Origin of the sequence: Saccharopolyspora flava (assembly GCF_900116135.1) — a bacterium.
GTDB classification, from domain to species: Bacteria; Actinomycetota; Actinomycetes; order Mycobacteriales; family Pseudonocardiaceae; genus Saccharopolyspora; species Saccharopolyspora flava.
Window position 1 is genome coordinate 557,968 of the sequence record NZ_FOZX01000002.1, and the last position, 22,134, is coordinate 580,101.

The window sequence follows — 22,134 nt, forward strand, 5'->3', positions numbered from 1 at the left end:
TCGTGAGGAGTTCGCGAGCGCTGAACGTAAGTGGTGGGAAAGTTCTCGCCCCAACAGACGAGAGGGCGACGCTGCGTGATGCCGCGACCGTTCGGTTCTCGCAGGACCGGTCGTCGTCCGGTTTCGGCTCGGATTGGACCGATTGCCCGTGCGGGCAACACCGAACAGCGCGCGGGAATGCTCCCGGCGGCCCATTTCTCCGCGTTTCAGCGGAGCGGGAAAGTCCGAATGCCGTGCGGGTTCGCGGGGGTGGCGGCGTAGCGCGGCTGACACCGTTTTGGCCGCTGGCTACGCAGGTGGGGATGTGTCACGGTGGTTCCCCCAGCGCTGGCCGCTGACGTGCTGCCGAAAAAGGGGAGACGGCATGGGACGGCACGTGGACGATCGATCCTTCAAACCGATTGATCGGCAACGCTATCGGAACAAGATGCAACGCGGACTGGACGCCCTGGCCCGCATGCTCGCCGATGGTGAATTCTCCTTCCCGCATCAACAGATGGGGCTGGAGATGGAATTGTGCTTGGTGGACGAGCGCATGCAGCCGTCGATGAACAACGTCGTGGTGCTGGAGAAAATCAGCGAAGCGATTTTCACCACCGAGCTGGGGCAGCAGAACATCGAGCTCAACGTCGAACCGCGGGTGCTGGCCGGCGACAGCGCGCTGCGCTTGGAGGAGGGCGTGCGGGCGGCGCTGCGGCGCGCCGACGCCGGGGCGCACGACGCGGGCGCGAAGATCGCGATGATCGGCGCGTTACCGACGCTGAGCAGCCTGCACTTCGACCCGTCGACGTTGACGAGCAATCCGCGCTACTCGGTGCTCAACGACCAGATCATCATGGCCCGCGGCGAGGAGATGCTGCTGGACATGGAGGGCGTTCCGCTGGCCGACGCGGGCCCGGAACGGCTGCGCTCCTACGCGGATTCGATCGCGCCGGAGTCGGCGTGCACGTCGGTGCAGCTGCACCTGCAGGTGGCGCCGGAGGACTTCGCGGCGCACTGGAACGCCGCCCAGTGCTTGGCGGGCGTGCAGGTCGCGATCGGCGCGAACTCCCCGTTCCTGCTGGGCAAGGCGCTCTGGCACGAGACGCGCATCCCGCTGTTCCTGCAGGCCACCGACACCCGTCCGACGGAGCTGCGCAACCAGGGCGTGCGGCCGAGGGTGTGGTTCGGCGAGCGGTGGATCACCTCGATCTTCGACCTGTTCGAGGAGAACGTCCGCTACTTCCCGGCGCTGCTGCCGGAGCCGGAGGAGGAGGACCCGGTCGCCGCGCTGGACAACGGTCGCGCCCCGAAGCTCAACGAGCTGCGGCTGCACAACGGCACGATCTGGCGCTGGAACCGCCCGGTCTACGACCTGGTCGAGGGCGTGCCGCACCTGCGGATCGAGAACCGGGTGCTGCCCGCGGGCCCGTCGGTGGTCGACATCGTGGCGAACGCGATGTTCTTCTACGGCGCGCAGCGGGCGCTGACCGAGCAGGACCGTCCACTCTGGACTCAGATGTCGTTCGCCGCGGCTGAGGAGAACTTCTACGCGGGCGCCCGGCACGGTTTCGACGCCCACCTGTACTGGCCGGGCGCAGGCTGGGTGACGCCGGACGAGCTGGTGCTGCGCCGCCTGCTGCCGATGGCCCACGAGGGTCTCGCCGCCTGCGGGGTGTCCGATGAGGCCCGCTCCCGATACCTGGGCGTCATCGAGCAGCGCTGCCTGACCCGCCGCAACGGCGCGAGCTGGCAGCGGGACGCGGTGGCCCGGCTGGAGGCCGACGGCGCCGATCGGCATTCCGCGCTGACGACGATGCTGCGCCGCTACATCGAGCTGGCCGATCACGGCGATCCGGTGCACAGCTGGCCCGCGGGCTGACACTCCGAGGGCACCTGTAGCCACACCTGAGCAATTGCCATAGGGTGGCAACAACAAGATGGTGTCGACTACGGAGGGAGACTTCGGTGCCCGAGTACGTGCTGCCGGAGTTGGACTACGACTACGCGGCGCTGGAGCCGGCGATCTCCGGCGAGATCAACGAGCTGCACCACAGCAAGCACCACGCGACCTACGTCAAGGGCGCGAACGACACGATCGACAAGATCGCGGAGGCCCGCGACAAGGGCGACTTCTCCTCGATCGTCGGCCTGGAGACGACGCTGGCGTTCAACCTCGCCGGGCACTCGATGCACCTGGTGTGGTGGAAGATCCTGTCCCCGAACGGCGGCGACAAGCCGACGGGCGAGCTGGCGGCGGCCATCGACCAGGACTTCGGCTCGTTCGACAAGTTCCGCGCCCAGATGGAGGCGGTGTCGACCACGATCCAGGGCAACGGCTGGGGCGTGCTGGCGTGGGACCCGGTCGGTCAGCGGCTGATCACCCAGCAGCTGCGCGACCACCACTCCAACCTGTCGATCGCCACCACTCCCCTGCTGGTGTTCGACATCTGGGAGCACGCCTACTACCTGCAGTACCGCAACGTGAAGGCCGACTACGTCAAGCAGCTGTGGAACGTCGTCAACTGGGACGAGGTCGCCAAGCGCTTCGACGACGCCCGCAAGGGCCTCAACGGCCTGCGCCTGCCCACGGCGTGACCCGATTTCCGCTGAAATCGCGGCCCGGCTCGGCGGTGAGTGCTCCGACAAGTTCTTGCCGCCGGTAATGATCGAGCCCCGGTCTCCCGCAGGAGGCCGGGGCTCGATCTGTTCCCGAACTGACTACCGCTCCCACCACGAAGCGGACATGTATTAGGTTAGCCTAACCTTGCGGTTGGATCAACCCCTTCTTGCGCTGCTGAGACAGCACCAGGGCCCCGCCCACCGCCGCGGCCAGCGACAGCAGACCGCCGAGCAGCACCGGCCAGCGCGGCCCGAAGACCTCCGCCAGCCAGCCCGAGGCGAGACCCCCGAGCGGCTTGCCACCCATGAACAACAGCATGTAGAGACCCATCACGCGACCGCGCATCGTCGGCTCCACCGCCAGCTGAACGGTCGAGTTCGCGCTGGTCGTGAAGGTCATGACGGCGATGCCCATCGGGATCAGCGTCACCGCGAACAGCCAGTAGGACGGCATGACCCCGGCCAGCGCCTCCAGAGCCCCGAACACGGCCGCGCCGATCAGCATCAGCCGCAGCCGGGAACCGGGCTTGGCGCTGCGGCGGGCGGCCAGCGTCGCACCGCTGAGCGTGCCCACGGCGAGCATCGTGATGAGCATGCCGTAGCCGTCGGCGTCGTGGTGGAACACGTTGCGGGCGATCACCGCGAAGGTGCTCTCGAAGTTCATCCCGAAGGTGCCGATGCAGAACATCAGCACCAGCACGACGATCAGGTCCGGGCGGCCGCGCACGTAGCGCAGACCGGCCCGGAGCTGACCTCGTTCCTTGCCCGAGGGCTTCGCCCGGTGCAGCAGGGCGGTGTCCATCAGCAGCAGTCCGGCGACCACGGCCACCGAGCTCAGCCCGTTGGCCAGGAACACCCAGCCGGTGCCGATGGCGGTGATGGCCACGCCGGCGATCGCGGGCCCGACGATGCGGGCCAGGTTGAAGGTCATGGAGTTCAGCGCGACGGCGTTGGTCAGTTGCGCGGGACCGACCATCTCCACCACGAAGGACTGCCGCACCGGCGCGTCCACCGCCGAGAAGCATCCGAGCACGAAGCACAGCACGTAGACGTGCCAGAGGGCGACGATCCCGGTCACGTCGAGCGTCCCCAGCGCGAAGCCGCAGAGGCCCAGGGCGCTTTGCGTGACGATCAGGATGCGGCGCTTGTCGAACCGGTCGGCGAACACCCCCGCCCAGAGCGTGAGCGCGAGCGTGGGCAGGAACTGCAGCGCGACGGCCAGGCCGAGCGCGGCCGGACTGCCGCCGGAGAGCTCCAGGACGAGCCAGTCCTGCGCGGCCCGCTGCATCCAGGTGCCGGTCAGCGAGACGACCTGCCCGGATGCGTAGTAGCGGTAGTTGCGCTCGCGCAGCGAGCGGAACATCCCTCCGCCGGTGTTCACGTCGCGGTCCCGCGACCGCTGGTTGACCGAGTCTTCGGTGTCTTCGCCTTCCGCAGACCTTCGAACTTGGTCAACCACGCTTCCGTGTACCGCCTCTCAGTGCTCGATCGGGTTCACCGGCCGGCGAGCCGGTCGATGATCTCGGAGGCGCGGGACAGCACCTCCAGCTCTTCCGCGTTGAGCTCCGCCAGCTGCTGGTCGAGCCAGCGCTCGCGGATCGTGACCTCTTCTTCGACTCGTGCGGCGCCGGCTTCGGTCACCTCGACGATGGCCTGCCGGCCGTCGGTGGGGTGCGGCCGCCGGACGACCAGACCGTTGTCCTCCAGCGCCGCGATGACCCGGGTCATCGAGGGCGGCTGGACACCTTCCTTGGACGCCAGCTCTCCTGGCGTCATCGAACCGGCCTTGTGCAGGCAGGACAGGGCCGACAGCTGGGACAGCGTGAGGGCCGAATCGGCCCGCTGCGCGCGCAACCGCCGGTTCAGGCGAACGACCGCGAGCCGCAAGCGGCTGGCCAGGGTGCGTTCGCGCTCCGCGATATCGGACACGTCGTTAGTCTACCAAACTATCTCGGGAATTCGGACAAACTGATCACGAGGACCAGTGGTCGCATACCTTAGCCAGCGGATGCCCCCGTTCGGAGCATTTGACGTGAATGTGGCTCATCGCGCCAAAAGGTCAGGCCACAACCCGTGTCCGAAGCGCGAAAAAAGGCACCCGCGTCCGGGTTTTCCTGGACGCGGGTGCCTTTTTCGGCGGCGGGTCAGACCCCGAGCACGGAGCTCAGCGGGCCCGACGCGAAGTACAGGACGAAGGCCGCGGACACGACCCACATCAGCGGGTGCACCTCGCGGGCCTTGCCGGTGAAGGTCCGCAGCAGCACGTAGCTGATGAACCCGGCACCGATGCCGTTGGCGATCGAGTAGGTGAACGGCATGACCGCGATGGTCAGGAACGCCGGCAGCGCGACGCTGAAGTCCGACAGGTCGATCTGGCGGATCTGCGACAGCATCATCGCGCCCACCACGACCAGCGCCGGAGCCGCGGCCTCCACCGGGATCACCTGGTAGAGCGGAGTCAGGAACATCGCGGCCAGGAACAGCACGCCGGTGACGACGTTGGCCAGACCGGTGCGCGCGCCCTCGGCGATGCCGGAGGCCGACTCCACGAAGACCGTGTTCGAGCTCGCCGAGCCCACACCACCGGCCACCGCGCCCAGACCCTCGACGGCCAGCGCCTTGCCGATGCCCGGGAGGTTGCCCTTCTCGTCGGCGAGGCCGCCCTCCTTGCCGAGGCCGGTCATCGTGCCCATGGCGTCGAAGAAGTTCGCCAGGACCAGCGTGAACACCAGCATCGCCGCGGCCAGCGCGGGCAGCCGGGTGAAGGCGCCGAAGGAGATGTCGCCGACCAGCGACAGGTCCGGCAGACCCGCGACCTGGTCCGGCAGCGCCGGGTAGCCCAGGTTCCAGCCGGTCTCACCGGAGTCGCTGGAGGAACCGGCGTGGAAGACCGACTCGACGATGATCGACAGGATCGTGGTGACCACGACGCTGATCAGGATGCCGCCCCGCACCTTGCGGGCCACCAGGATCGAGGTCAGCACCAGGCCGAAGACGAACACCGCGGTCGGCCAGGAAGCGATCGACCCGTCGATGCCCAGGCCCACCGGGACGGTGGTGTCGGCCGCGTCCGGCAGCCGCCGCACGAAACCGGCGTCGACCAGGCCGACGAAGGTGATGAACAGGCCGATACCGACGGCGATCGCGGCCTTGAGATCGGCGGGCACCGCGTTGAACACGGCGGTGCGGAACCCGGTCGCGACCAGGATCAGGATGACGATGCCGTCGACGACCACCAGGCCCATCGCCTCGGGCCAGGTGACCTGCGGCGCGATCGTCACGGCCAGCAGGGTGTTGATGCCCAGGCCGGTGGCGATGGCGAACGGGTAGTTGGCGATCAAGCCGAACAAGATCGTCATGACGCCGGCGACCAGCGCCGTCGCCGCCGCGACCTGCGGGATCGGCAGGATGTTGCCCAGCACGTCGTGCTTGGCGCCCGCGTCGGTCGGCGAATCGCTGCCGAGGATCAGCGGGTTGAGCACGATGATGTAGGCGACGGTCACGAACGTGACCAGCCCACCTCGGACCTCTCGGCCGACGCTGGAGCCGCGCTCGCTGATCTTGAAGTAGCGGTCCAGCAGCGAGGTCTTGCTCTCGGTTCTCTCCACCATACGAAACTTTCCCATCACGGTGGCCTGTGCGCGGGCCGTTGTTACCGGGAGTAGCCTGCCTGACGTGGCACAAGACGGCGAACGCGCCCCCTCCGACGCAGATCACCGCCCGGTCCCCTCGCTGCCGCGCAGGCTCGCGGACCCGACGCCGGTGGTGCTGTTCGGGACCTTCCTGTGGTTCGCGGGAGCGGTGCTGTTCGGCTGGCGCGACCTCGCCGACGGCACCTTCGACATCCAGTTCTTCAGCTGCGTGGCCGGCACGGCGCTCGGCATCATCGGCTACGGCGTCTTCCGCTGGCAGCGCAGCGCCGCCCGCCGAGGCTCCCGAGGCTCCTGGCAAGGCCTCTCGGGCCTGGACACCTGACAGTTTTAGCCATAATTGTCAGTGCCCCGGCACGACAATTATGGCTAAAACTGTCCCCTGGTGACGCCCGAGAGCAACGAAACCCCAGCACTGCGGAGTCGAAAACCGGGTCCGAGAATCCCCCATCAACCCTCCTTGAGGATTTTCCAGCAGGTGTTGCAGGTGGGTTCCATGATCCAGTCGATCTCCGTGGCGTCGTGCAGGCGCGCGGCTTGAACTTCCTCGCCGCAGTGGGATTTCACCTGGTCATCAAGGCTGTTCCGGAGCGCTGAAGCCGGGAAGGCGTGGCGGCCTCCGGGGACCGGACGCCAGATGTGGGTGAGGTGCTGCGTCATTTCTCCTCCTTGGTCGAGGACATGAGATCGTCCCAGCGATCGAGGAGGCAATGTCGTTCATTAGATTGTGTAATGGCCGCGTCTCAGGCCCTGAAATAGATTCTGCGTATGACAACGGCACGTGCCCGGGGATTGGGCGTGGAGATCCGGCGACTTCGGAAGGACGCCGGACTGCGGCTGGAGGAGCTGGCCGAGATGTGCGGCTGGTCGCGAGCGACGTTCGGACGCATCGAGACCGGCGAGAAGGTGCCCACCGGCATCGAGATCGCGATCATCCTGGGCGCACTCGGCATCCGAGGCGGCGAACGCAAGCGCCTCCTCGAACTCGCCCACGACGCCCACCAGAAGCACTGGTGGGCGGTCAGCCGCCCGGGTTTGCCGTCTCACCTCATCTCGTTGCTGGAGTTCGAGCAGCGGGCCACGAAGATCACCGACATCTCGCCCGGGTTCGTCCCGGGACTGCTGCAGACCGCCGACTACACCCGAGCGGTGATGCGCAACGGCGGACTGGACGAAGAGGTCGTCGAGTCCAGGGCGTCGCTGCGCATGGGCAGACAACGCCTGCTGACGAGAGCGAAACCGGTTGCGCTGCACGCCTTGTTGGACGAGTCGATCCTCTGGCGTCCGGTCGGCGGTCAGCGCGTGATGGCCGGACAGCTGCGCCACATCGCGAGGATGAGCAGGTACGACCACATCACCGTGCAGGTCGTGCCCTTCAGCGCAGGAGTCCACTGGGCCTTGTACGGCAGCGTCCTGATCCAGGAGTTCGCACGGCAGCGGCCGATCGTCTACCTCGAACAACGCCGGTCAGGACTCTTCCTCGACGAACCCGAAGAGATCTATCCGTTTCTCGAAACCGCAACTAGCGTGGGAGAAGCGGCGCTGTGCCCGGCGGATTCCGCCGACCTCATCCTGGCTCGCGCGGAAGCGATGGAGGTGGACGGGTGATCGACAACTGGCGCACATCCAGCCACAGCGGTCAGGAGGGCAACTGCGTCGAAGTCGGGCGGGGTTCCGACGAGGTCGGAGTGCGCGACACCAAGGACCGCGACGGCGGGACGCTCCGCTTCAACCCCGACGCCTGGGACCGCTTCCTGCGTTCCCTGGAGGACTAGCGCAGCAGGGTCGTGGCTTCCGGGTCGGCGAGCAGGGCCGCCAGGGCGAACCGGTGCTCCCAGGCGTTCGCCGCCCACGCCAGGGCGCGGGCCAGGCCGTCCGGGGTGCGTTCGGCGTGGACCTTGCCGGTCGGCTCGACCCACCAGTGGACCTGGTGCTCGCCCGTGGACGCCTGGACGCGCAGCTTGTCGTGCAGCGCGATCTCGCCGTCCGGGACGTCGACGCCCAGCAGCTCGCAGCCCGACGGGACGCGGGCCACCTCGGACCAGCGCTGCACGCGGCCCGGGTCCGGGACCCGCAGCGTGTTCTCCTCCGACGCCAGCGGCAGGTCCAGGAGCTCGGCGAGCGCTTCGGCGTCGAACTGGTCCGGGCTGCCCCCGGCGATGACCAGCGGCGCTTCGAGGACGCTGAGCATCCACGGCTCGTCCAGCACCACCGCGCGGCCGGTGCTGACCACCGCGCCCGACACCGAGCGGACCATCTCCGGCGGCTCCAGGTCGGAGGCGTCCACCACGCCCGCCGCGACCGCCTCCGCCAGCGCCTGGTGCGCGCGCAGGGCCGTGCCCGCGCGGATCGCGCGATCCGGGTCGCCGAGGCGTTCCAGCAGGTCCTCGGCGTCGTCGCCGTCGTCGATGCGCAGCTCGGCGCGGACCCCGGCCAGCCGCAGCGCCTCGACGTCCAGCTCCACGTCCGGGACCGGGTCGTAGACGCCCGCGAGCTCGTCGGCCTCGGGCAGCCGCCAGTGCCGCGGCGGGTGCCCCTCGATCAGCGCGAACCGGGAGAGCCACCAGGCCGAGTAGCCGTGCGGCTCGCGGAGCGCGCGCAGCGTGTCCGGGTCGCGGGTGAGCAGGCTGATCGCGGCCGGCCACGCGTCGTCGGCGACCAGGTCGAGATCGCGGATGCCGACGAACCGCGCCGGCGGCCACTCCTCCGGCCGGTCGGCCTCCTGCTCGGCCCACCACTGCGGGGCGTCGGGGAACCGGTCGTCGGGCTCCACCGGGTCGTCCTCGACGTGCACGCCGAACCCGTCCAGCACGCCGATCGAGGTCAGCAGCTCCGTGGGCCAGCGCCGGGCCACCTCGTCGTCGAGCACCGACAGCGGGGCGCCCTCGCCGAGGTGCTCGGTGTCGATGACCGACAGCAGCGCGGCCTCCGGCAGCAGCAGCTCGTCGGCGCGGCGGAAATCGCCCTCGTCGTCGGGCAGGGCGAGCGCGCCCAGCCAGTCGCGCGGGTGGGACTCCTCGACCAGCCGCAGCACGGCCTCGGCCAGCGGGCCGACGTCGACGCCGGTCCGCGCGTCGGAAACGCTGCTGCGCACGGCCTCGGCCAGCGGCGGGGCGTCGAGCAGCTCGGCCGGTCCGGCCGGGTGCGCGCCCAGCTTCTCCAGCAGCGGGTGGGTGGCCTCCGGGTGGGCGATGCGCAGACCCGAGATGTCCAGCGCCGACAACAGCGCCGCCGGGTCCAGGTCGCGTTCCGGTCGGCTGAGCAGCACGTCCCGCACGCCGTTGACGGTGCGGCCGTCGGCCAGCGGCACCGGCAGCGCCGAGAACTCCTCGCGGGCCTGCGGATCGGCCTCGGCGGCGGGCGCCAGCGCGTCGTAGAGGCGACGCCACCAGCCGGGCTCGCGGCTCAGGCCGGTGACGGACTCGACGATCTCGGCGGCACCGAGCCTGCGGACCTCCAGCGCGTGCAGCGAGCGGCGGTGCCGGGCGTCGGAGAGCTCCGGGTCCAGCAGGCCCGGCACGAGGTCGGCGAGCAGCTCCACCAGCTCCGGCGAGACGTGCTCCAGCGCGCGGGCCTCCAGCGGGGCGACCGGCTTGTCCCGCGCCCCGGGCAACCAGGCCGAGACGCGCAGCCGGTCGTTGACGCCCTGCCTCAGCTTGTCGTCCACATCGGACAGCGGGAACCCCGGCAGCGGCACCAGCGCGGTGCGGTGCGCGGCGGGCAGCTTGTCGACCAGCGCCGGGTAGCACTCGGCGGCGAAGGTCAGCACCTCGTCGGTCGCGGGCGAGGCCGCCGCGCGCCTCCGATCGGCCTCCACCGGGACGCTGGCCAGCAGCCGCGCGGGCAGCGACAGCCGCTCCTCGGTCGGGGTCGGGGTGTGCAGGACGTCCTCGGCCAGCGGGATCGGCGCGCCCTCGGCGTCCAGCGGAACGGCCCACGTGACCTGCCAGTGCGCGGCCGAACGGCTCTCCGCGCCCAGCCCGGACAGCACCGACTGGCTCAGCGCGCCCGACGCCCGGTGCACCAGCCAGCGGTCGCTGCGGACCGGTCCGCGCACCTCGACCCGGTCGGTGTCCTCGTCGATGCGCCGCCAGGTCTGGCGGCCGATCCGGATCTCGGTCAGCGCGGGCAGCGACAGCAGCAGACCCGGGGCCTGGTCGGCGCAGGAGTCCAGCAGCGCGGTCGCGTCCACATCGGAGCGCAGCGGCAGCCTGACCTCGGTGCTGAAGCCCTCCGGCGGGGCGCCGTCGACCTCCCACGGCAGCCGCAGCACCGGCACCGCGCCCTCGCGGCGGGACAGCTCCTCGGCGGGTCCGGGCAGCTGCGCGGCGGCCTCGCGGGTGCGCTCGGCGGAGAACGCCACGCCACCCGAGGTCGACAGCACGCTGGGCGCCTCGGACACCGCGAGCACCGCGGCGAACCCGACGCCGAAGCGCCCGACCGAGGCGCCTTCGCGCTTGGCCGACGCGCGCAGCGACGCCAGCGCCGCCACGCCCTCGGCGGTCAGCGGGGAACCGGTGTTGGCCACCCGCAGCTCGTCACCGACGAGCTCGACGCTGAGCACACCACCGGAACCGGCGGCGTCGGCGGCGTTCTGGGCGAGCTCGACCAGCAGCCGATCGCGGTAGCCGCCGAGGCGCAAGTCCTCCTCGGCGTTGGCGTCCTCCCGGAACCGGGTCGGCGAGCTCTCCCAGGACTGCAGCACGGCGCGCCGCAGTCCGGCCGCGCCGAAGCGGTCCGGCTCGCTCACCCGCGCTCCGTGCCGCGCGGCTCGAACTCCAGCGTGGCGTCGTCGTAGACGATCTCGGCGACCGGAACCGTGGACGAGACGTCCACGTCGACCTCGGAGTGCGCGCCGCAGCCGAACTCGACGCTGACCACGCGGCCGTCGGCCGGGGCGTACTCGTTGGCGCACACGCCGAACGCGCCGCCCATCGACCCCGCCAGCTTCAGGAAGAAACCGCAGGTCCCGCAGGCCGCGGGCGCGAGCTTGGCGGTGTCGGCGCGGGGGCCGAAGTCACCGGAGTGCCAGCGCTCGGCGGCGTCGGTGCGGCCCTCGAAGCTGAGCACCCGCTTGCGGCCGAGCCCGACCTCCTTGGCGACGTCGCCGAACTGCTCGTCGTCGGTGGTCAGGTGGCCCGGGGCCAGCCGCGGGTCGTCCGGGCTGGTCGGCAGCAGGTCACCCGCGCCGAGGTCACCGGGCTGGACGCGGTCGCGCCACGGCACCCAGTCCGGCGCGGTCAGCGCCGACGGACCGGGCAGCAGCACGACCTCGCTGACCGTGACCGGCTCGCCGGGACCGACGCCGGCGACCGTCACGGCCCAGCGCCAGCCGACGTATCCGGGGTAGTTCGACTCGAAGTAGTGCGTGACCGCGTTCGGGCCCTCGGGCTCGACGCCGACGTGCGCACCGACCGGCGACGTCGCGCTGTCGGCCACGTCGCCTTCGGTGGTGTCCAGGGTCAGCACCGGCGAACCGATCGGATCGTCGCCGGGACGGGCCTCGTCCTCCGCCGCGGCTCGGGCGACGTCCTCGGCCGCCGCGAGCTCCGGGTTCAACGGCTCGGCGGCAGGCTGCCCCGCGTCGTCGTACGGAGCGTCCGCGCCCGGGCTGGTCATCGGAGCAGGCATAGGCGTCACATGCTCGATTGTGCCGTACGGGTTCTGCGGCGCAGTCGGCTGTGTCTCCGCCGACACCGTCGGACCGCTGATCCGGAGCGGAGTGGCACTCGGAGTGACCGGGCGTGTCAAGCTTTCGGGGTGCGACTTGCTCAAACTGGCCGTCTCTTGTGCGGAGTGCTGCTCACCTTCGGACTCGGCGTTGCGTGCACGGCGCAGGTACCAGCGCAGCACGACGGCCAGGACGACCGCGAGCAAACCGATCAGGGCGTTGGGCACGCGGGAAGCCTGCCACACCTTCGAGTCGAGGTGATCAACGTGCTCCCGCACGACCGCTCCTCGTTCACTCAGGGCTTGGAAATCGCCGACGGCACCCTCTACGAAGGCACCGGCCTGCGCGGCTCCTCGGTGCTGCGCGCCGGCGATCCGCTGAGCGGCGCGGCACGGCACGAGGTGCGGCTGCCGGCCGAGTTCTTCGGTGAGGGAATCACCGTCACGGGTGACCGTATCTGGCAGCTCACCTGGCAGGAAGGGGTTGCGTTCGAGCGCGATCGCGCGACCCTGCGGGAACTGCGCCGAGTGGAGTACCCGGGCGAGGGCTGGGGCCTGTGCTTCGACGGGAACCGGCTGGTGATGAGCGACGGCAGCGACCGGCTGACCTTCCGCGATCCGGAGACGTTCGCGCAGGTCGGCGAGGTGTCGGTGACCCGCGAGGGCTCGCCGGTGGAGGAGCTCAACGAGCTGGAGTGCGCGGGCGGCCAGGTGTGGGCGAACGTGTGGGGCAGCGACGAGATCATGCGGATCGATCCGGCGAACGGCCAGGTCACGGCCGTCGTGAACGCCGAGGGGCTGCTGCCGCCGGAGCAGCGGGCCGGGGCCGACGTGCTCAACGGCATCGCCGCTGTGCCCGGGACCGACGAGTTCCTGATCACCGGGAAGAACTGGCCGTCGATGTTCCGGGTGCGCTTCGTGCCCGCCTGAGCCCGCGATCACTCGCCGGGGTGATCTAGGCCGCATTTTCGTAGCCTGATCGTGTCCAGCTGTATTTTTCGGCGGCTTCCCGCCTCTTTATCCATGAGGGCGAACCATCGGCGGTTCGCCCGCAACCCGGTCGTGTCGAGAGGAGGTGGGGCAGGATGGCGGACATGGGGACGCGGGGACGTGACCGGCGGCCGGACGAGCCGCGCGGTCGGCCGGGCTGGGGAGCCGGGCAGCGCGGGAAGCGCGGTTGGTACGCCGACCGGCAGCGATCCGGGCAGCGCTTCGAGCCGCCCCAGGACACCGAGCCGCGCCGGTATCCCTGGCAGGACGACCCCGACTACGACGACCGGCCCGATCACGGCGACCGGCCCGGCTACGGCGATCGGCCCGGCGGGACGAGCCCGCTGCCGCCGCTGCCCGAGGACCACCCCGGGACCTCCGAGGACACCGCGGAACCGGAGGCGCCCGAGGCGGAGGAACGCCCGCGCGGGACGACGCCGCCGCCGAAGAAGCTCACGGTCACCCGGGTCGCCGCGTGGCGCAGCAAGGACCTGACGCAGCGGATGGTGCGGCTGTTCTTCTCGCTGGCGCACGCCGACGGGGCGGACCGGTCCGGGCTGGCCAAGTTCACCTACGCGTGGATGGGCAACTACGCGGTCGACGCGGCGATGGCGGTCGCGCTGGCCAACACGCTGTTCTTCTCGGCGGCCACCGCCGAGAGCAAGGACAAGGTCGCCCTGTACCTGCTGATCACGGTCGCGCCGTTCGCGGTGATCGCCCCGGTGATCGGCCCCGCCCTGGACCGCCTCCAGCAGGGCCGGCGGCTCGCGCTGGCCGCCTCCTTCGGGGTGCGCGTGGTGCTGGCGGCGGTCATGGCGCTGAACTTCAACAGCTGGCTCCTCTACCCGGCCGCGCTGGGCTGCATGGTGCTGTCGAAGTCCTTCGGCGTGCTCAAGGCGGCGATGACGCCACGGGTGCTGCCCGGGCAGATCACCCTGACCAAGGCCAACTCGCGGCTCACCGCGTTCGGCCTGGCCGCCGGGGGCGTGTTCGGCGCGATCGCCTCCGGTTTCGCCTGGCTGTGGGGCTCGGAGGGCGCGCTGTGGTTCATGGCCGCGATGGCCGCGGGCGGCGTCTGGCTGTGCCTGCGCATCCCGGGCTGGGTGGAGAGCACCGAGGGCGAGGTCCAGACGTCGATCGGCGATCCGGGGCGCTCCCGCAAGGTCGCGCTGAGCGACCACGTCGTGGTGGCGCTGTGGGGCAACGGCGGCATCCGCGTGCTCACCGGGTTCCTGACGCTGTTCGCCGCGTTCGTGATCAAGCACGACACCCAGCACGAGCCGTTCATGCAGCTGGTGCTGCTGGGTCTGGTCGGCGGTGCCGCCGGGGTCGGCAGCTTCCTCGGCAACGCGCTGGGCTCGCGGATGACGTTCGACAAACCGGACCGGCTGATCATCGGCTGCCTCGGCGCGACGGTGGCGGTGGCGGTCTGCGCCGCGGTGCTGGCCGGGCTGCCGCTGGCGGTGATCGTCGGCCTGATCGGCGCGACCGCCTCCGCGCTGGCCAAGGTGTGCCTGGACGCGGTGATCCAGCGGGACATGCCGGAGGCCTCGCGGGCGTCGGCGTTCGGCCGCTCCGAGACGATCTTGCAGCTCAGCTGGGTCTTCGGCGGCGCGCTCGGCGTATTGCTGCCACCGGTGTACTGGATCGGGTTCCTGGTGGTCTCCGCGCTGCTGGCCCTGGTGCTCACGCAGACGGTTGTGCGCGGGCGCGGCGGCACGCTGATCCCGGCGATCCCGCTGCCACCCCGGCTGCGGCGTTCGGCGAGCGCACCGGCCACCGCCCGCTCGACCCCCGGCCCGTAGGCTCAGGCCGTGCATCGTGGACTGAAGCCGCTGCTGGCGGTCGCCGCTGCCGGGCTCGCCGCCGGCTGCGCCTCCCCCAACCAACCGCAGGTGACCTTCTACTCGCACGGGGACTCGGTGGCCGTCGACGCCGCCCAGTACTGCGACCCGACCGGCGACCAGTGCTCTCCCCCGAACCAGGAGGCGGTGGGTGAGCTGCGGATGGCCAACCGCGACCCGCTGCAGATCTCCGTTCCGGCCGAGGTCTCCCAGGCGCCGTGGCAGGTGGTGTTCCTCTACCAGGGGCTCGACGGCAAGCAGCTGGACGGGCGCAGCCCGGTGTTCACGCCGAACTCGCGGCACGCCTACACGCTGCAGCTGCCGCCGGACGGCGCCCGCATCGAGCACGTCGAGGTCCAGCAGTTCTCGGCGGTGCTCACCCAGGGCGCCGACGGCGGAGTCGACTTCGGCATCGGCGGCAGCTGGGTCCTCGACGTCAAGCAGTGAAGCCGAGCGTCAGGCGAGCGCCGGCACGGTGCTCGCCTGACGCATCACGGAGCTTCCCCTGCGGGTCAGTTCCCGCCCGGGTCGAGCTCGCGGGCCACGGCGCGGACGACTTCGCCGATGCGCTTGGCGGTCTTGCGGTCCGGGTAGCGGCCTCGCGCCAGGTCGGGCTGCACCTTCAGCTCGAGGAGCTTGATCATGTCCTCGACCATGCCGTGCAGCTCGTCGGCGGGACGTCGGCGCGCCTCCGTGACCGAGGGCAGCGGGTCCAGTAACTTCACCTTCAACGCCTGCGGGCCGCGTCGGCCTTGCGCCATGTCGAAGTCGACGCGCTGGCCGGTCTTGAGCGCATCCACACCAGATGGCAACGCGGAAGCACGCACGTACACGTCCTCCCCGCCATCCTGGGTCAGGAAGCCGAAGCCCTTGTCCGAGTCGAACCACTTGACCCTGCCGGTCGGCACTGTCCTCACCGTTCCCTGTCGAATGCGCGCTGACCCGCTCGCGGGCCACGTACCCTGCCGTTTTTCCCACCGCAACGCGGCAAACGCCCCGTCACGACGAAAGCGCCCCGATAACGCCACGCAAGTGCGCGCGCCGGGACGCGTCCCACCAAGCGTACCGCGAAGGTGGACCACGTCACCCATCCTTATCGACCCAGACCGGTTGCAGCGGTCGGCGCTGATGTGAATACGCTGCTCACATGGCGAGCAGCTCACCCAGATCCGCAGTGCTTCCGATCGCGATGACGATGTTCGGCGTCGGCCTGCTCGCCATCATCGTGATCTTCGCGCTCTTCGCCGCCGGTGTTCAAGACCTCCCGGCGTGGGTGAGCCTCACGACGCTCCTGTGCCCGGCGGGGCTGATCTTCGGCGTGATCGCGACCGTGGTGCGCGCCCGCCGGAACTAGCCGCGGGCGGCCAGCCAGGCCGGGAACTCGGTGAGGTCGTTCAGCGCCACGTCGGCTCCGGCCTCGCGCAGCTCGGGCGCCGAGTAGGGCCCGGTGGCCACGCCGACAGCGGTCGCCCCGGCGGCGTGCCCACCGGCGATGTCGCCGAAGTGGTCGCCGACGTAGACGCTCGCGCCCTCGGCCAGCAGCACGTCCCCCTTGCCCGCGCCGAACACGCCGCCGGCGAGCCGGTCGACGCTCCAGCCCAGGGCCTTGAGGTGCAGCGCCGCGTTGGGCTCGTACTTGCCGGTGACCACGAGCGTCCGCCCGCCCGCGGCGCGCACGGCCTCCAGGGCCTCGGCCGCGCCCGGCAGGGCGATCGTCTCGCCGATCACGACGGTCGGGTAGATCGCGCGGAAGTGGGTGACCAGCCGCGCGACCATCGGTTCGTCGAACCCGTAGCCGCGGAGCACGTCCTCCAGCGGCGGCCCGAGGTTCGAGGCGAAGTGCTGCCCGTCGAGCTCGGTGCCGAACTCCTCGTTGAGGGCCTCGAAGGCGCGGACCATGCCGGGCCGCGGGTCGATGAGGGTCATGTCCAGGTCGAATCCGACCGTGAGTGCGTTGCGCTCGTCCATCGCGGCCAGCCTACGGATGCGCACGTGAGGACCTTGACGCGAAACTGTCCGGTACCGAAACTGGCGGGAGTAGCGCACCTCACACCACGGCGAGCCGGAGTCGTTCAATGACGAGCACGCACCCCGCCCAGCGCGAGAGCTTCCACTCCCTCCAAGCACGCGGCCTGAACTGGGATTCGCTGCCGTTGCGGCTGTTCTCGAAGGGCAACGCCCGCTTCTGGAACCCCGCCGACATCGACTTCACCCAGGACGCCCAGGACTGGCAGCAGCTCACCGACGACGAGAAGCGCGGCGTGGCCGGGCTCTGCGCGCAGTTCATCGCGGGTGAGGAGGCCGTCACCGAGGACCTCCAGCCGTTCATGGCCGCGATGGCCGCCGAGGGCCGCTTCGGCGACGAGATGTACCTGACCCAGTTCTGCTTCGAGGAGGCCAAGCATACCCAGGTGTTCCGGCTCTGGATGGACGCCGTCGGCCTCACCGAGGACTTGCACGAGTTCGTCGCCGAGAACCCCGGCTACCGGGAGATCTTCTACAAGGCGCTGCCGGAGACGCTGCAGGCGCTGCACACCGATCCCAGCCCGGAGAACCAGGTCCGCGCCTCGGTCACCTACAACCACGTGGTCGAGGGGACGCTGGCGCTCACCGGCTACTTCGCCTGGCACAAGATCTGCGTCAGCCACGGCATCCTGCCCGGGATGCAGCAGGTCATCAAGCTCATCGGGGACGACGAGCGCAGGCACATGGCCTGGGGCACCTTCACCTGCCGCAGGCACGTGGCCGCCGACGAGCGCAACTGGGCGGTGGTCGAGGACCAGATGGCGACGCTGCTGCCGCACGCCATCGCCCAGGTCCAGTGGCAGCCCGCCGACGCCCCGGAGGTGCTGCCGTTCGAGCTCGACAAGGAGGAGCTCACGGCCTACGCCTCCGACCGCGCGACCCGCCGGCTCGGCGCGATCTCCAGCGCCCGCGGCATGCCCCTGGCCCAGATCGACGTCGACTCCGAACCCGAAGCCCTCGAAGACCGCTTCGGCGCCGAAGACGCAGCAGAACTCGACAAACTCCGCTCCTGAGAAGAACGACAGTTCTCATGAAAACCGTCCCCATCCCAGAACCCCTGGGTCGTGACAGTTTTCATGAAAACTGTCACCTCCCCACCACCGACCCGAAGGACTCTCACCCTTCCACGATTTTGATCCTTTCGGGCGGACGCAGGTGGTGAAATCCGCCTGCGGAGCGGGAAACTGAGCACAGCCGGTGATTGAAGACGGACTTCGCCGAGGATCCCGGCATTGATCACCGGCAGAAAGGACCTGGGGAACACCGCGCAGAAACGCGAAACCCGGCCCACCTACCGTCCGGAAGGCTGCCGGGTTCACTTCTCAAGGCTATTGCCTTGAACACGAGCAGAATACAGCACCCGCGAGTTGTCCGCACCGACTGTTTTCCGGCAACAGCCGAATGAGCGGGTGGTGCGGAAACCGAGGTGGTTCCCGCACCACCGGGGTCAGGCTTTGAAGGGGTCTGTGACGTGGTCTCGGAGGTCGGCGATGGAGCGGACGACCTTCGTCGGGCGGTAGGGGAACAGCTCCGCCGTGTCCTCGTCGGAGATGCCGGACAGGACCAGGATCGTCTGCAGGCCGGATTCCAGGCCGGAGCGGACGTCGGTGTCCATCCGGTCGCCGATCATCAGCGTGTTCTCCGAGTGCACGCCCAGGTGGCGCAGCGCGGAACGCATCATCAGCGGGTTCGGCTTGCCCACGTAGTACGGCGCGCGGCCGGTGACCCGCTCGATCAGCGCGGCGACGGCGCCGGTGGCCGGCAGCGTCCCCTCGCGGCTGGGGCCCTTCTCGTCCGGGTTGGTGGCGATGAACCGCGCGCCGTTCTCCACCAGCCGGATGGCCTTGGTGATGGCCTCGAAGCTGTAGGTGCGGGTCTCGCCGAGGATCACGTAGTCCGGATCGCGGTCGGTGAGCACGTAGCCGATGTTGTGCAGCGCCGTGGTCAGCCCCGATTCACCGACCACGAACGCCGAACCACCGGGTCGCTGCTGCTCCAGGAACTGCGCCGTGGCCAGCGCGGACGTCCAGATCGCCTCCTCCGGGATGTCCAGCCCGCTGCGCAGTAGCCGGGCCCGCAGGTCCCGTGGGGTGTAGATGGAGTTGTTGGTGAAGACCATGAACGGGATGCCGTTCTGCCGAAGAGCGGCCACGAACTCGTCCGCGCCGGGCACCATGTGCTCCTCGTGGACCAGCACGCCGTCCATGTCCATCAGGTACGTCCAGGTGGATGGCTCAGTCACGCCCCTGATGATCCTCCGGGGACGGGGTGTATGGCCACCTCGGTCGCCTTGATCACGAACCACACGTCCTCACCTGCGGAGAGTCCGAGCTCGGCGACGGCCGCCGGGGTGACGTCGGCGGCGAGACCGCTCTCGGCCCGCACCCGGACCACGTCGCCGCGCGGTTCCAGGGCCGCGACGGTCACCGGCAGCGCGTTGCGCGGGCTGCCGTGCGGGCGGTCCCGGTGCACGGCCACCGCCGCCGGGGCGAACACCGCGGCGGCCGGTTCCCGCGCGTCGAGCTCCTCGACGACCCGGCCGCTGATGATCTCCTCGCCGATCCGCACTCCCCCGTCGCTCGCGGTGCCCGCGAGCAGGTTCAGCCCGGCCAGGCGGGCGGTGAAGGCCTCGCGCGGCCGGGACAGGACCTCGCTGGTCGGCCCCTGCTCGACGATCCGACCGTCGCGCAGCACCAGCAGCCGGTCGGCCAGCACGACGGCGTCGAGCACGTCGTGGGTGACCAGCACCGTCGGCGTCTCCTGGCGGCGCAGCACCTGGTGCAGCAGGCCGCGCATCGCCGGGGCCGCGTCGACGTCCAGCGCCGCCAGCGGCTCGTCGAGCATGAGCAGCCGGGGATCGCCGGCCAGCGCGCGGGCCAGCGCGACCCGCTGCGCCTGACCTCCGGACAGCCGCGCCGGACGACGTCCGCCCAGCTCGGCGACACCCGTCTCGGTCAGCCAGTGCTCGGCGATCTCCCGCGCCCGCGCCCGGCTCGCGCCCGCCGCGCGCGGGCCGAAGGCGACGTTGTCGCGCGCGGTGAGGTTCGGGAACAGCAGCGGCTGCTGCGCCAGCAGCCCGACACCGCGCCGGTGGGTCGCGACGTGGACGCGCCGCTCGGTGTCCAGCCACGGCGTCCCGTCCAGCTCGACGACGCCGCGGTCCGGCACCAGCTGCCCGGCCAGCACCGACAGCAGCGTCGACTTGCCCGCGCCGTTGTGCCCGAGCACCGCCAGCACCTCGCCGGGCGCCACCTCGAAGTCGGCGCGCAGCGAGAACTCCGCGCGGTGCAGCTCGACGTCCACCCGCAGGCCGCTCACAACCGTCCCTCCACAGCCCTCGGGCGGGCGATCACGATCACCAGCAGGGCCACCACGACCAGCAACAACGACATCGCCACCGCAGCGTCCACATCGGACTGCGCGGTGGTGTAGATGGCCAGCGGCAGGGTTCGGGTGCTGCCCTGCAGGCTGCCCGCGAAGGTGATCGTCGCGCCGAACTCGCCCAGCGCGCGGGCGAAGGTCAGCACCAGGCTCGACCCGAGAGCGGGCAGCAGCAGCGGCAGCGTGACCCGCCGGAACGCCAGCCAGGGACCCGCGCCGAGCGTCGCCGCGACCTGCTCGTAGCGACCGCCCGCCGTGCGCAGCGCTCCTTCCAGACCGACCACCAGGAACGGCATCGCGACGAACGTCTGCGACAGCACGACCGCCGCGGTGGTGTAGGGCAGCCGGATGCCGGCCACCGCCAGCACGCCGCCGAGCGGCCCGGTCCGGCCCAGCAGGTAGAGCAGCGCGAGACCGCCGACGACCGGCGGCAGCACCAGCGGCAGCAGCACCAGGGCCCGCACCACGCGGAGTCCGCGCATCCGGGAGCGGGCCAGCACCACCGCCAGCGGCACCCCGAGCAGCGCGGCCAGCGCGGTCGCGATCAGGCCCGTGACCACCGACAACCGCAGCGCGTCCAGGGCCGACGGGCTCAGCAGCAGCGCGGGCAGCCGCGCCGGTTCGACCCGGGTGAGCAGGCCGAGCACCGGCAGCACCACCAGCGCCAGCGCGAGCGTCGCAGGCACCCACAGCACGGCGGGCACCTGCGACGGACGACGCTCGATCACGGAACGTCGAAGCCGTGCGCGCCGAGGACCTCGTGGCCGACCGGGCCGCGCACGTACGCCACGAACTCGTCGGCGGCCTGCGCCTGCTGCGAGTCCTTGACGGTGGCGATCGGATAGCTGTTGATGACCTGCGGGGACTCCGGGAAGTCGATCGACTGCACCTTGTCGCCGGCCGCCTTGGCGTCGGTGACGTAGACCAGGCCCGCGTCGGCCTCACCGGCCACGACCTTCTGCAGGACCTGCTTGACGTCGTTCTCCTCGCTGACCGGCTGCAACCCGACCCCGGCGGCCCGGGCGACCTGCTGGGTCGCCGAACCGCACGGCACCTGAGGTGCGCAAACGACCAGCTTCTTGCCCGCGAGGTCGTGCAGCGAGGTCACGTGCGCGGGGTTTCCGGGAGGCACCACCAGCGTCAGCCGGTTGGTGGCGAAGGTCTGCGGCGGCGAGACGAGATCGGCGACCTTGGCCATGTTCTTCTCGTCGGCCGAGGCGAACACGTCGCCCGGGCGGCCCTGCTTGATCTGCTCGGCCAGCGTCGAGGAGCCCTGGTAGTCGAACTGGACCTTGACGTCGGGGTGCTCGGCGGTGAACCGCTTCCCCAGCTCGTCGAAGGACTCGGTCAGCGACGCGGCCGCCAGCACGGTGACCGTCCGCTGCGGGGCCGGGGCCTGCGCGGACTGGCCGGATGTGGCCTGCCCGCACCCCGCCAGCAGGGTCAGCGCGAGCATCCCGCCCGCGATCATCTTGAGCTTCGACATTCAGCCCTCTCCCGGTGTTTCCACCACGACGTTGGTCGACTTGACCACGGCCACCGCGAGCGACCCGGGCACCAGCCCGAGTTCGCGGACCGCCTCGGTGCTCATCAGCGACACCACCCGGTGCGGACCGCACTGGATCTCCACCTGCGACATCACCTTGTCCGAGACGATCTCGGTCACCAGACCCACCCAGCGGTTGCGCGCCGAGCGCCCCACGGCCGACGGGTCCGGTGCGGTCCGGGCCTGGTCGCGGGTGAACTCGGCGAGCGCGGCGCCGTCGACGACCAGCCGGCCGGCCGAGTCGCGCTCCGCGGGTAACTGCCCGCCGTCGACCCAGCGGCGAACGGTGTCGTCGCTGACGCCGAGCAGCGAGGCGGTTTCTGCGATCCGATAGTGCGGCACGCGCAAGACGATACTTCCGCAGCTGCGGCGAAACCAGGGGCTCCCGATCCGCGAACTCGGATCGTTAACACCCGTCACACCCCGC

Annotated in this window: 23 protein-coding genes; 10 read left to right on the forward strand and 13 right to left on the reverse strand. The window is 70.5% G+C overall.

Features of this window, described 5'->3' with window-relative positions:
• The first annotated feature begins 364 nt into the window (after positions 1 to 364).
• Positions 365 to 1,861, forward strand: coding sequence for a glutamate-cysteine ligase family protein (locus BM424_RS09475; RefSeq protein ID WP_093415408.1), 1,497 nt, complete (start codon positions 365 to 367; stop codon positions 1,859 to 1,861).
• Positions 1,862 to 1,947: 86 nt separating this feature from the next.
• Entirely contained in the window at positions 1,948 to 2,577 is a 630-nt protein-coding gene (locus BM424_RS09480) for a superoxide dismutase (RefSeq protein WP_093415409.1), read from the forward strand.
• Positions 2,578 to 2,740: 163 nt separating this feature from the next.
• Here the strand turns inward: BM424_RS09480 and BM424_RS09485 are convergent, their stop codons facing one another.
• The 3 genes from BM424_RS09485 to BM424_RS09495 form a co-directional block, all read right to left on the reverse strand.
• On the reverse strand, positions 2,741 to 3,964 hold the full coding sequence (locus tag BM424_RS09485; protein ID WP_093415751.1) for an MFS transporter: 1,224 nt from the start codon (positions 3,962 to 3,964) through the stop codon (positions 2,741 to 2,743).
• A gap of 131 nt (positions 3,965 to 4,095) precedes the next feature.
• Positions 4,096 to 4,530, reverse strand: a complete 435-nt coding sequence (locus BM424_RS09490) for a MarR family winged helix-turn-helix transcriptional regulator (RefSeq protein WP_093415411.1) — start codon at positions 4,528 to 4,530, stop codon at positions 4,096 to 4,098.
• 215 nt (positions 4,531 to 4,745) lie between these two features.
• Entirely contained in the window at positions 4,746 to 6,212 is a 1,467-nt protein-coding gene (locus tag BM424_RS09495; RefSeq protein ID WP_093415412.1) for an NCS2 family permease, read from the reverse strand.
• A 64-nt stretch (positions 6,213 to 6,276) separates the two neighbouring features.
• Between BM424_RS09495 and BM424_RS09500 the strand changes: the two genes are divergently transcribed.
• Positions 6,277 to 6,576, forward strand: a complete 300-nt coding sequence (locus tag BM424_RS09500) for a DUF2530 domain-containing protein (protein WP_093415414.1) — start codon at positions 6,277 to 6,279, stop codon at positions 6,574 to 6,576.
• A gap of 125 nt (positions 6,577 to 6,701) precedes the next feature.
• Here BM424_RS09500 and BM424_RS09505 read toward each other — a convergent pair whose 3' ends face one another.
• Positions 6,702 to 6,911, reverse strand: a complete 210-nt coding sequence (locus BM424_RS09505) for an HC3 family zinc finger protein (protein WP_093415415.1) — start codon at positions 6,909 to 6,911, stop codon at positions 6,702 to 6,704.
• Between the two features lie 108 nt (positions 6,912 to 7,019).
• Here BM424_RS09505 and BM424_RS09510 point away from each other — a divergent pair, with 108 nt between their 5' ends.
• Both BM424_RS09510 and BM424_RS09515 read left to right on the forward strand, forming a co-directional pair.
• On the forward strand, positions 7,020 to 7,859 hold the full coding sequence (locus tag BM424_RS09510; RefSeq protein WP_093415417.1) for a helix-turn-helix domain-containing protein: 840 nt from the start codon (positions 7,020 to 7,022) through the stop codon (positions 7,857 to 7,859).
• The gene (locus BM424_RS09515; RefSeq protein ID WP_093415418.1) at positions 7,856 to 8,026 is read left to right on the forward strand and encodes a DUF397 domain-containing protein; all 171 of its coding nucleotides are present in this window, start codon (positions 7,856 to 7,858) and stop codon (positions 8,024 to 8,026) included. Before BM424_RS09510 ends, BM424_RS09515 begins: the two co-directional genes overlap by 4 nt.
• Here the strand turns inward: BM424_RS09515 and BM424_RS09520 are convergent.
• A complete protein-coding gene (locus tag BM424_RS09520) occupies positions 8,023 to 11,001 on the reverse strand; it encodes a sacsin N-terminal ATP-binding-like domain-containing protein (protein WP_093415419.1) in 2,979 nt (992 codons plus the stop codon). The genes BM424_RS09515 and BM424_RS09520 overlap by 4 nt on opposite strands.
• Positions 10,998 to 11,870, reverse strand: coding sequence for a DUF3027 domain-containing protein (locus BM424_RS09525; protein ID WP_093415421.1), 873 nt, complete (start codon positions 11,868 to 11,870; stop codon positions 10,998 to 11,000). Before BM424_RS09525 ends, BM424_RS09520 begins: the two co-directional genes overlap by 4 nt.
• Before the next feature lie 180 nt (positions 11,871 to 12,050).
• On the opposite strand from BM424_RS09525, the gene BM424_RS09530 reads away from it, so the two are divergent.
• The 3 genes from BM424_RS09530 to BM424_RS09540 all read left to right on the forward strand — a co-directional run bounded on the left by BM424_RS09530 (position 12,051) and on the right by BM424_RS09540 (position 15,202).
• Positions 12,051 to 12,851 (forward strand): glutaminyl-peptide cyclotransferase, encoded by an 801-nt coding sequence (locus BM424_RS09530; protein WP_245775752.1) that lies wholly within the window; start codon positions 12,051 to 12,053, stop codon positions 12,849 to 12,851.
• A gap of 164 nt (positions 12,852 to 13,015) precedes the next feature.
• Positions 13,016 to 14,716 carry an MFS transporter gene (locus tag BM424_RS09535; protein WP_093415753.1) on the forward strand — a complete coding sequence of 567 codons (1,701 nt, stop codon included), beginning with the start codon at positions 13,016 to 13,018 and terminating at the stop codon, positions 14,714 to 14,716.
• Positions 14,717 to 14,725: 9 nt separating this feature from the next.
• Positions 14,726 to 15,202 carry a DUF2771 family protein gene (locus tag BM424_RS09540; protein WP_093415424.1) on the forward strand — a complete coding sequence of 159 codons (477 nt, stop codon included), beginning with the start codon at positions 14,726 to 14,728 and terminating at the stop codon, positions 15,200 to 15,202.
• Positions 15,203 to 15,267: 65 nt separating this feature from the next.
• Here the strand turns inward: BM424_RS09540 and BM424_RS09545 are convergent, their stop codons facing one another.
• Positions 15,268 to 15,663: a cold-shock protein gene (locus BM424_RS09545; RefSeq protein ID WP_093415425.1), complete on the reverse strand. Its 396-nt coding sequence runs from the start codon at positions 15,661 to 15,663 to the stop codon at positions 15,268 to 15,270.
• 239 nt (positions 15,664 to 15,902) lie between these two features.
• Here BM424_RS09545 and BM424_RS09550 point away from each other — a divergent pair, with 239 nt between their 5' ends.
• Positions 15,903 to 16,109, forward strand: a complete 207-nt coding sequence (locus tag BM424_RS09550; protein WP_139274036.1) for a hypothetical protein — start codon at positions 15,903 to 15,905, stop codon at positions 16,107 to 16,109.
• On the opposite strand, the gene BM424_RS09555 is transcribed toward BM424_RS09550, so the two are convergent.
• Positions 16,106 to 16,723, reverse strand: coding sequence for an HAD family hydrolase (locus tag BM424_RS09555; RefSeq protein WP_093415428.1), 618 nt, complete (start codon positions 16,721 to 16,723; stop codon positions 16,106 to 16,108). The genes BM424_RS09550 and BM424_RS09555 overlap by 4 nt on opposite strands.
• A 107-nt stretch (positions 16,724 to 16,830) precedes the next feature.
• Here BM424_RS09555 and BM424_RS09560 point away from each other — a divergent pair, with 107 nt between their 5' ends.
• Positions 16,831 to 17,793: a R2-like ligand-binding oxidase gene (locus BM424_RS09560; RefSeq protein ID WP_093415430.1), complete on the forward strand. Its 963-nt coding sequence runs from the start codon at positions 16,831 to 16,833 to the stop codon at positions 17,791 to 17,793.
• Positions 17,794 to 18,227: 434 nt separating this feature from the next.
• Here BM424_RS09560 and BM424_RS09565 read toward each other — a convergent pair whose 3' ends face one another.
• The 5 genes from BM424_RS09565 to BM424_RS09585 are packed head-to-tail and all read right to left on the reverse strand — an operon-like array spanning position 18,228 to position 22,049.
• Positions 18,228 to 18,992: an HAD-IIA family hydrolase gene (locus BM424_RS09565; protein WP_175548026.1), complete on the reverse strand. Its 765-nt coding sequence runs from the start codon at positions 18,990 to 18,992 to the stop codon at positions 18,228 to 18,230.
• Between the two features lie 26 nt (positions 18,993 to 19,018).
• On the reverse strand, positions 19,019 to 20,098 hold the full coding sequence (locus BM424_RS09570; protein ID WP_093415433.1) for a sulfate/molybdate ABC transporter ATP-binding protein: 1,080 nt from the start codon (positions 20,096 to 20,098) through the stop codon (positions 19,019 to 19,021).
• A complete protein-coding gene (locus BM424_RS09575) occupies positions 20,095 to 20,865 on the reverse strand; it encodes an ABC transporter permease (RefSeq protein WP_093415754.1) in 771 nt (256 codons plus the stop codon). Before BM424_RS09575 ends, BM424_RS09570 begins: the two co-directional genes overlap by 4 nt.
• Before the next feature lie 20 nt (positions 20,866 to 20,885).
• Complete coding sequence (gene modA / locus BM424_RS09580) at positions 20,886 to 21,647, reverse strand: molybdate ABC transporter substrate-binding protein (protein ID WP_093415435.1); 762 nt, start codon at positions 21,645 to 21,647, stop codon at positions 20,886 to 20,888.
• Entirely contained in the window at positions 21,648 to 22,049 is a 402-nt protein-coding gene (locus BM424_RS09585) for a TOBE domain-containing protein (protein ID WP_093415756.1), read from the reverse strand.
• Positions 22,050 to 22,134: the final 85 nt, after the last annotated feature.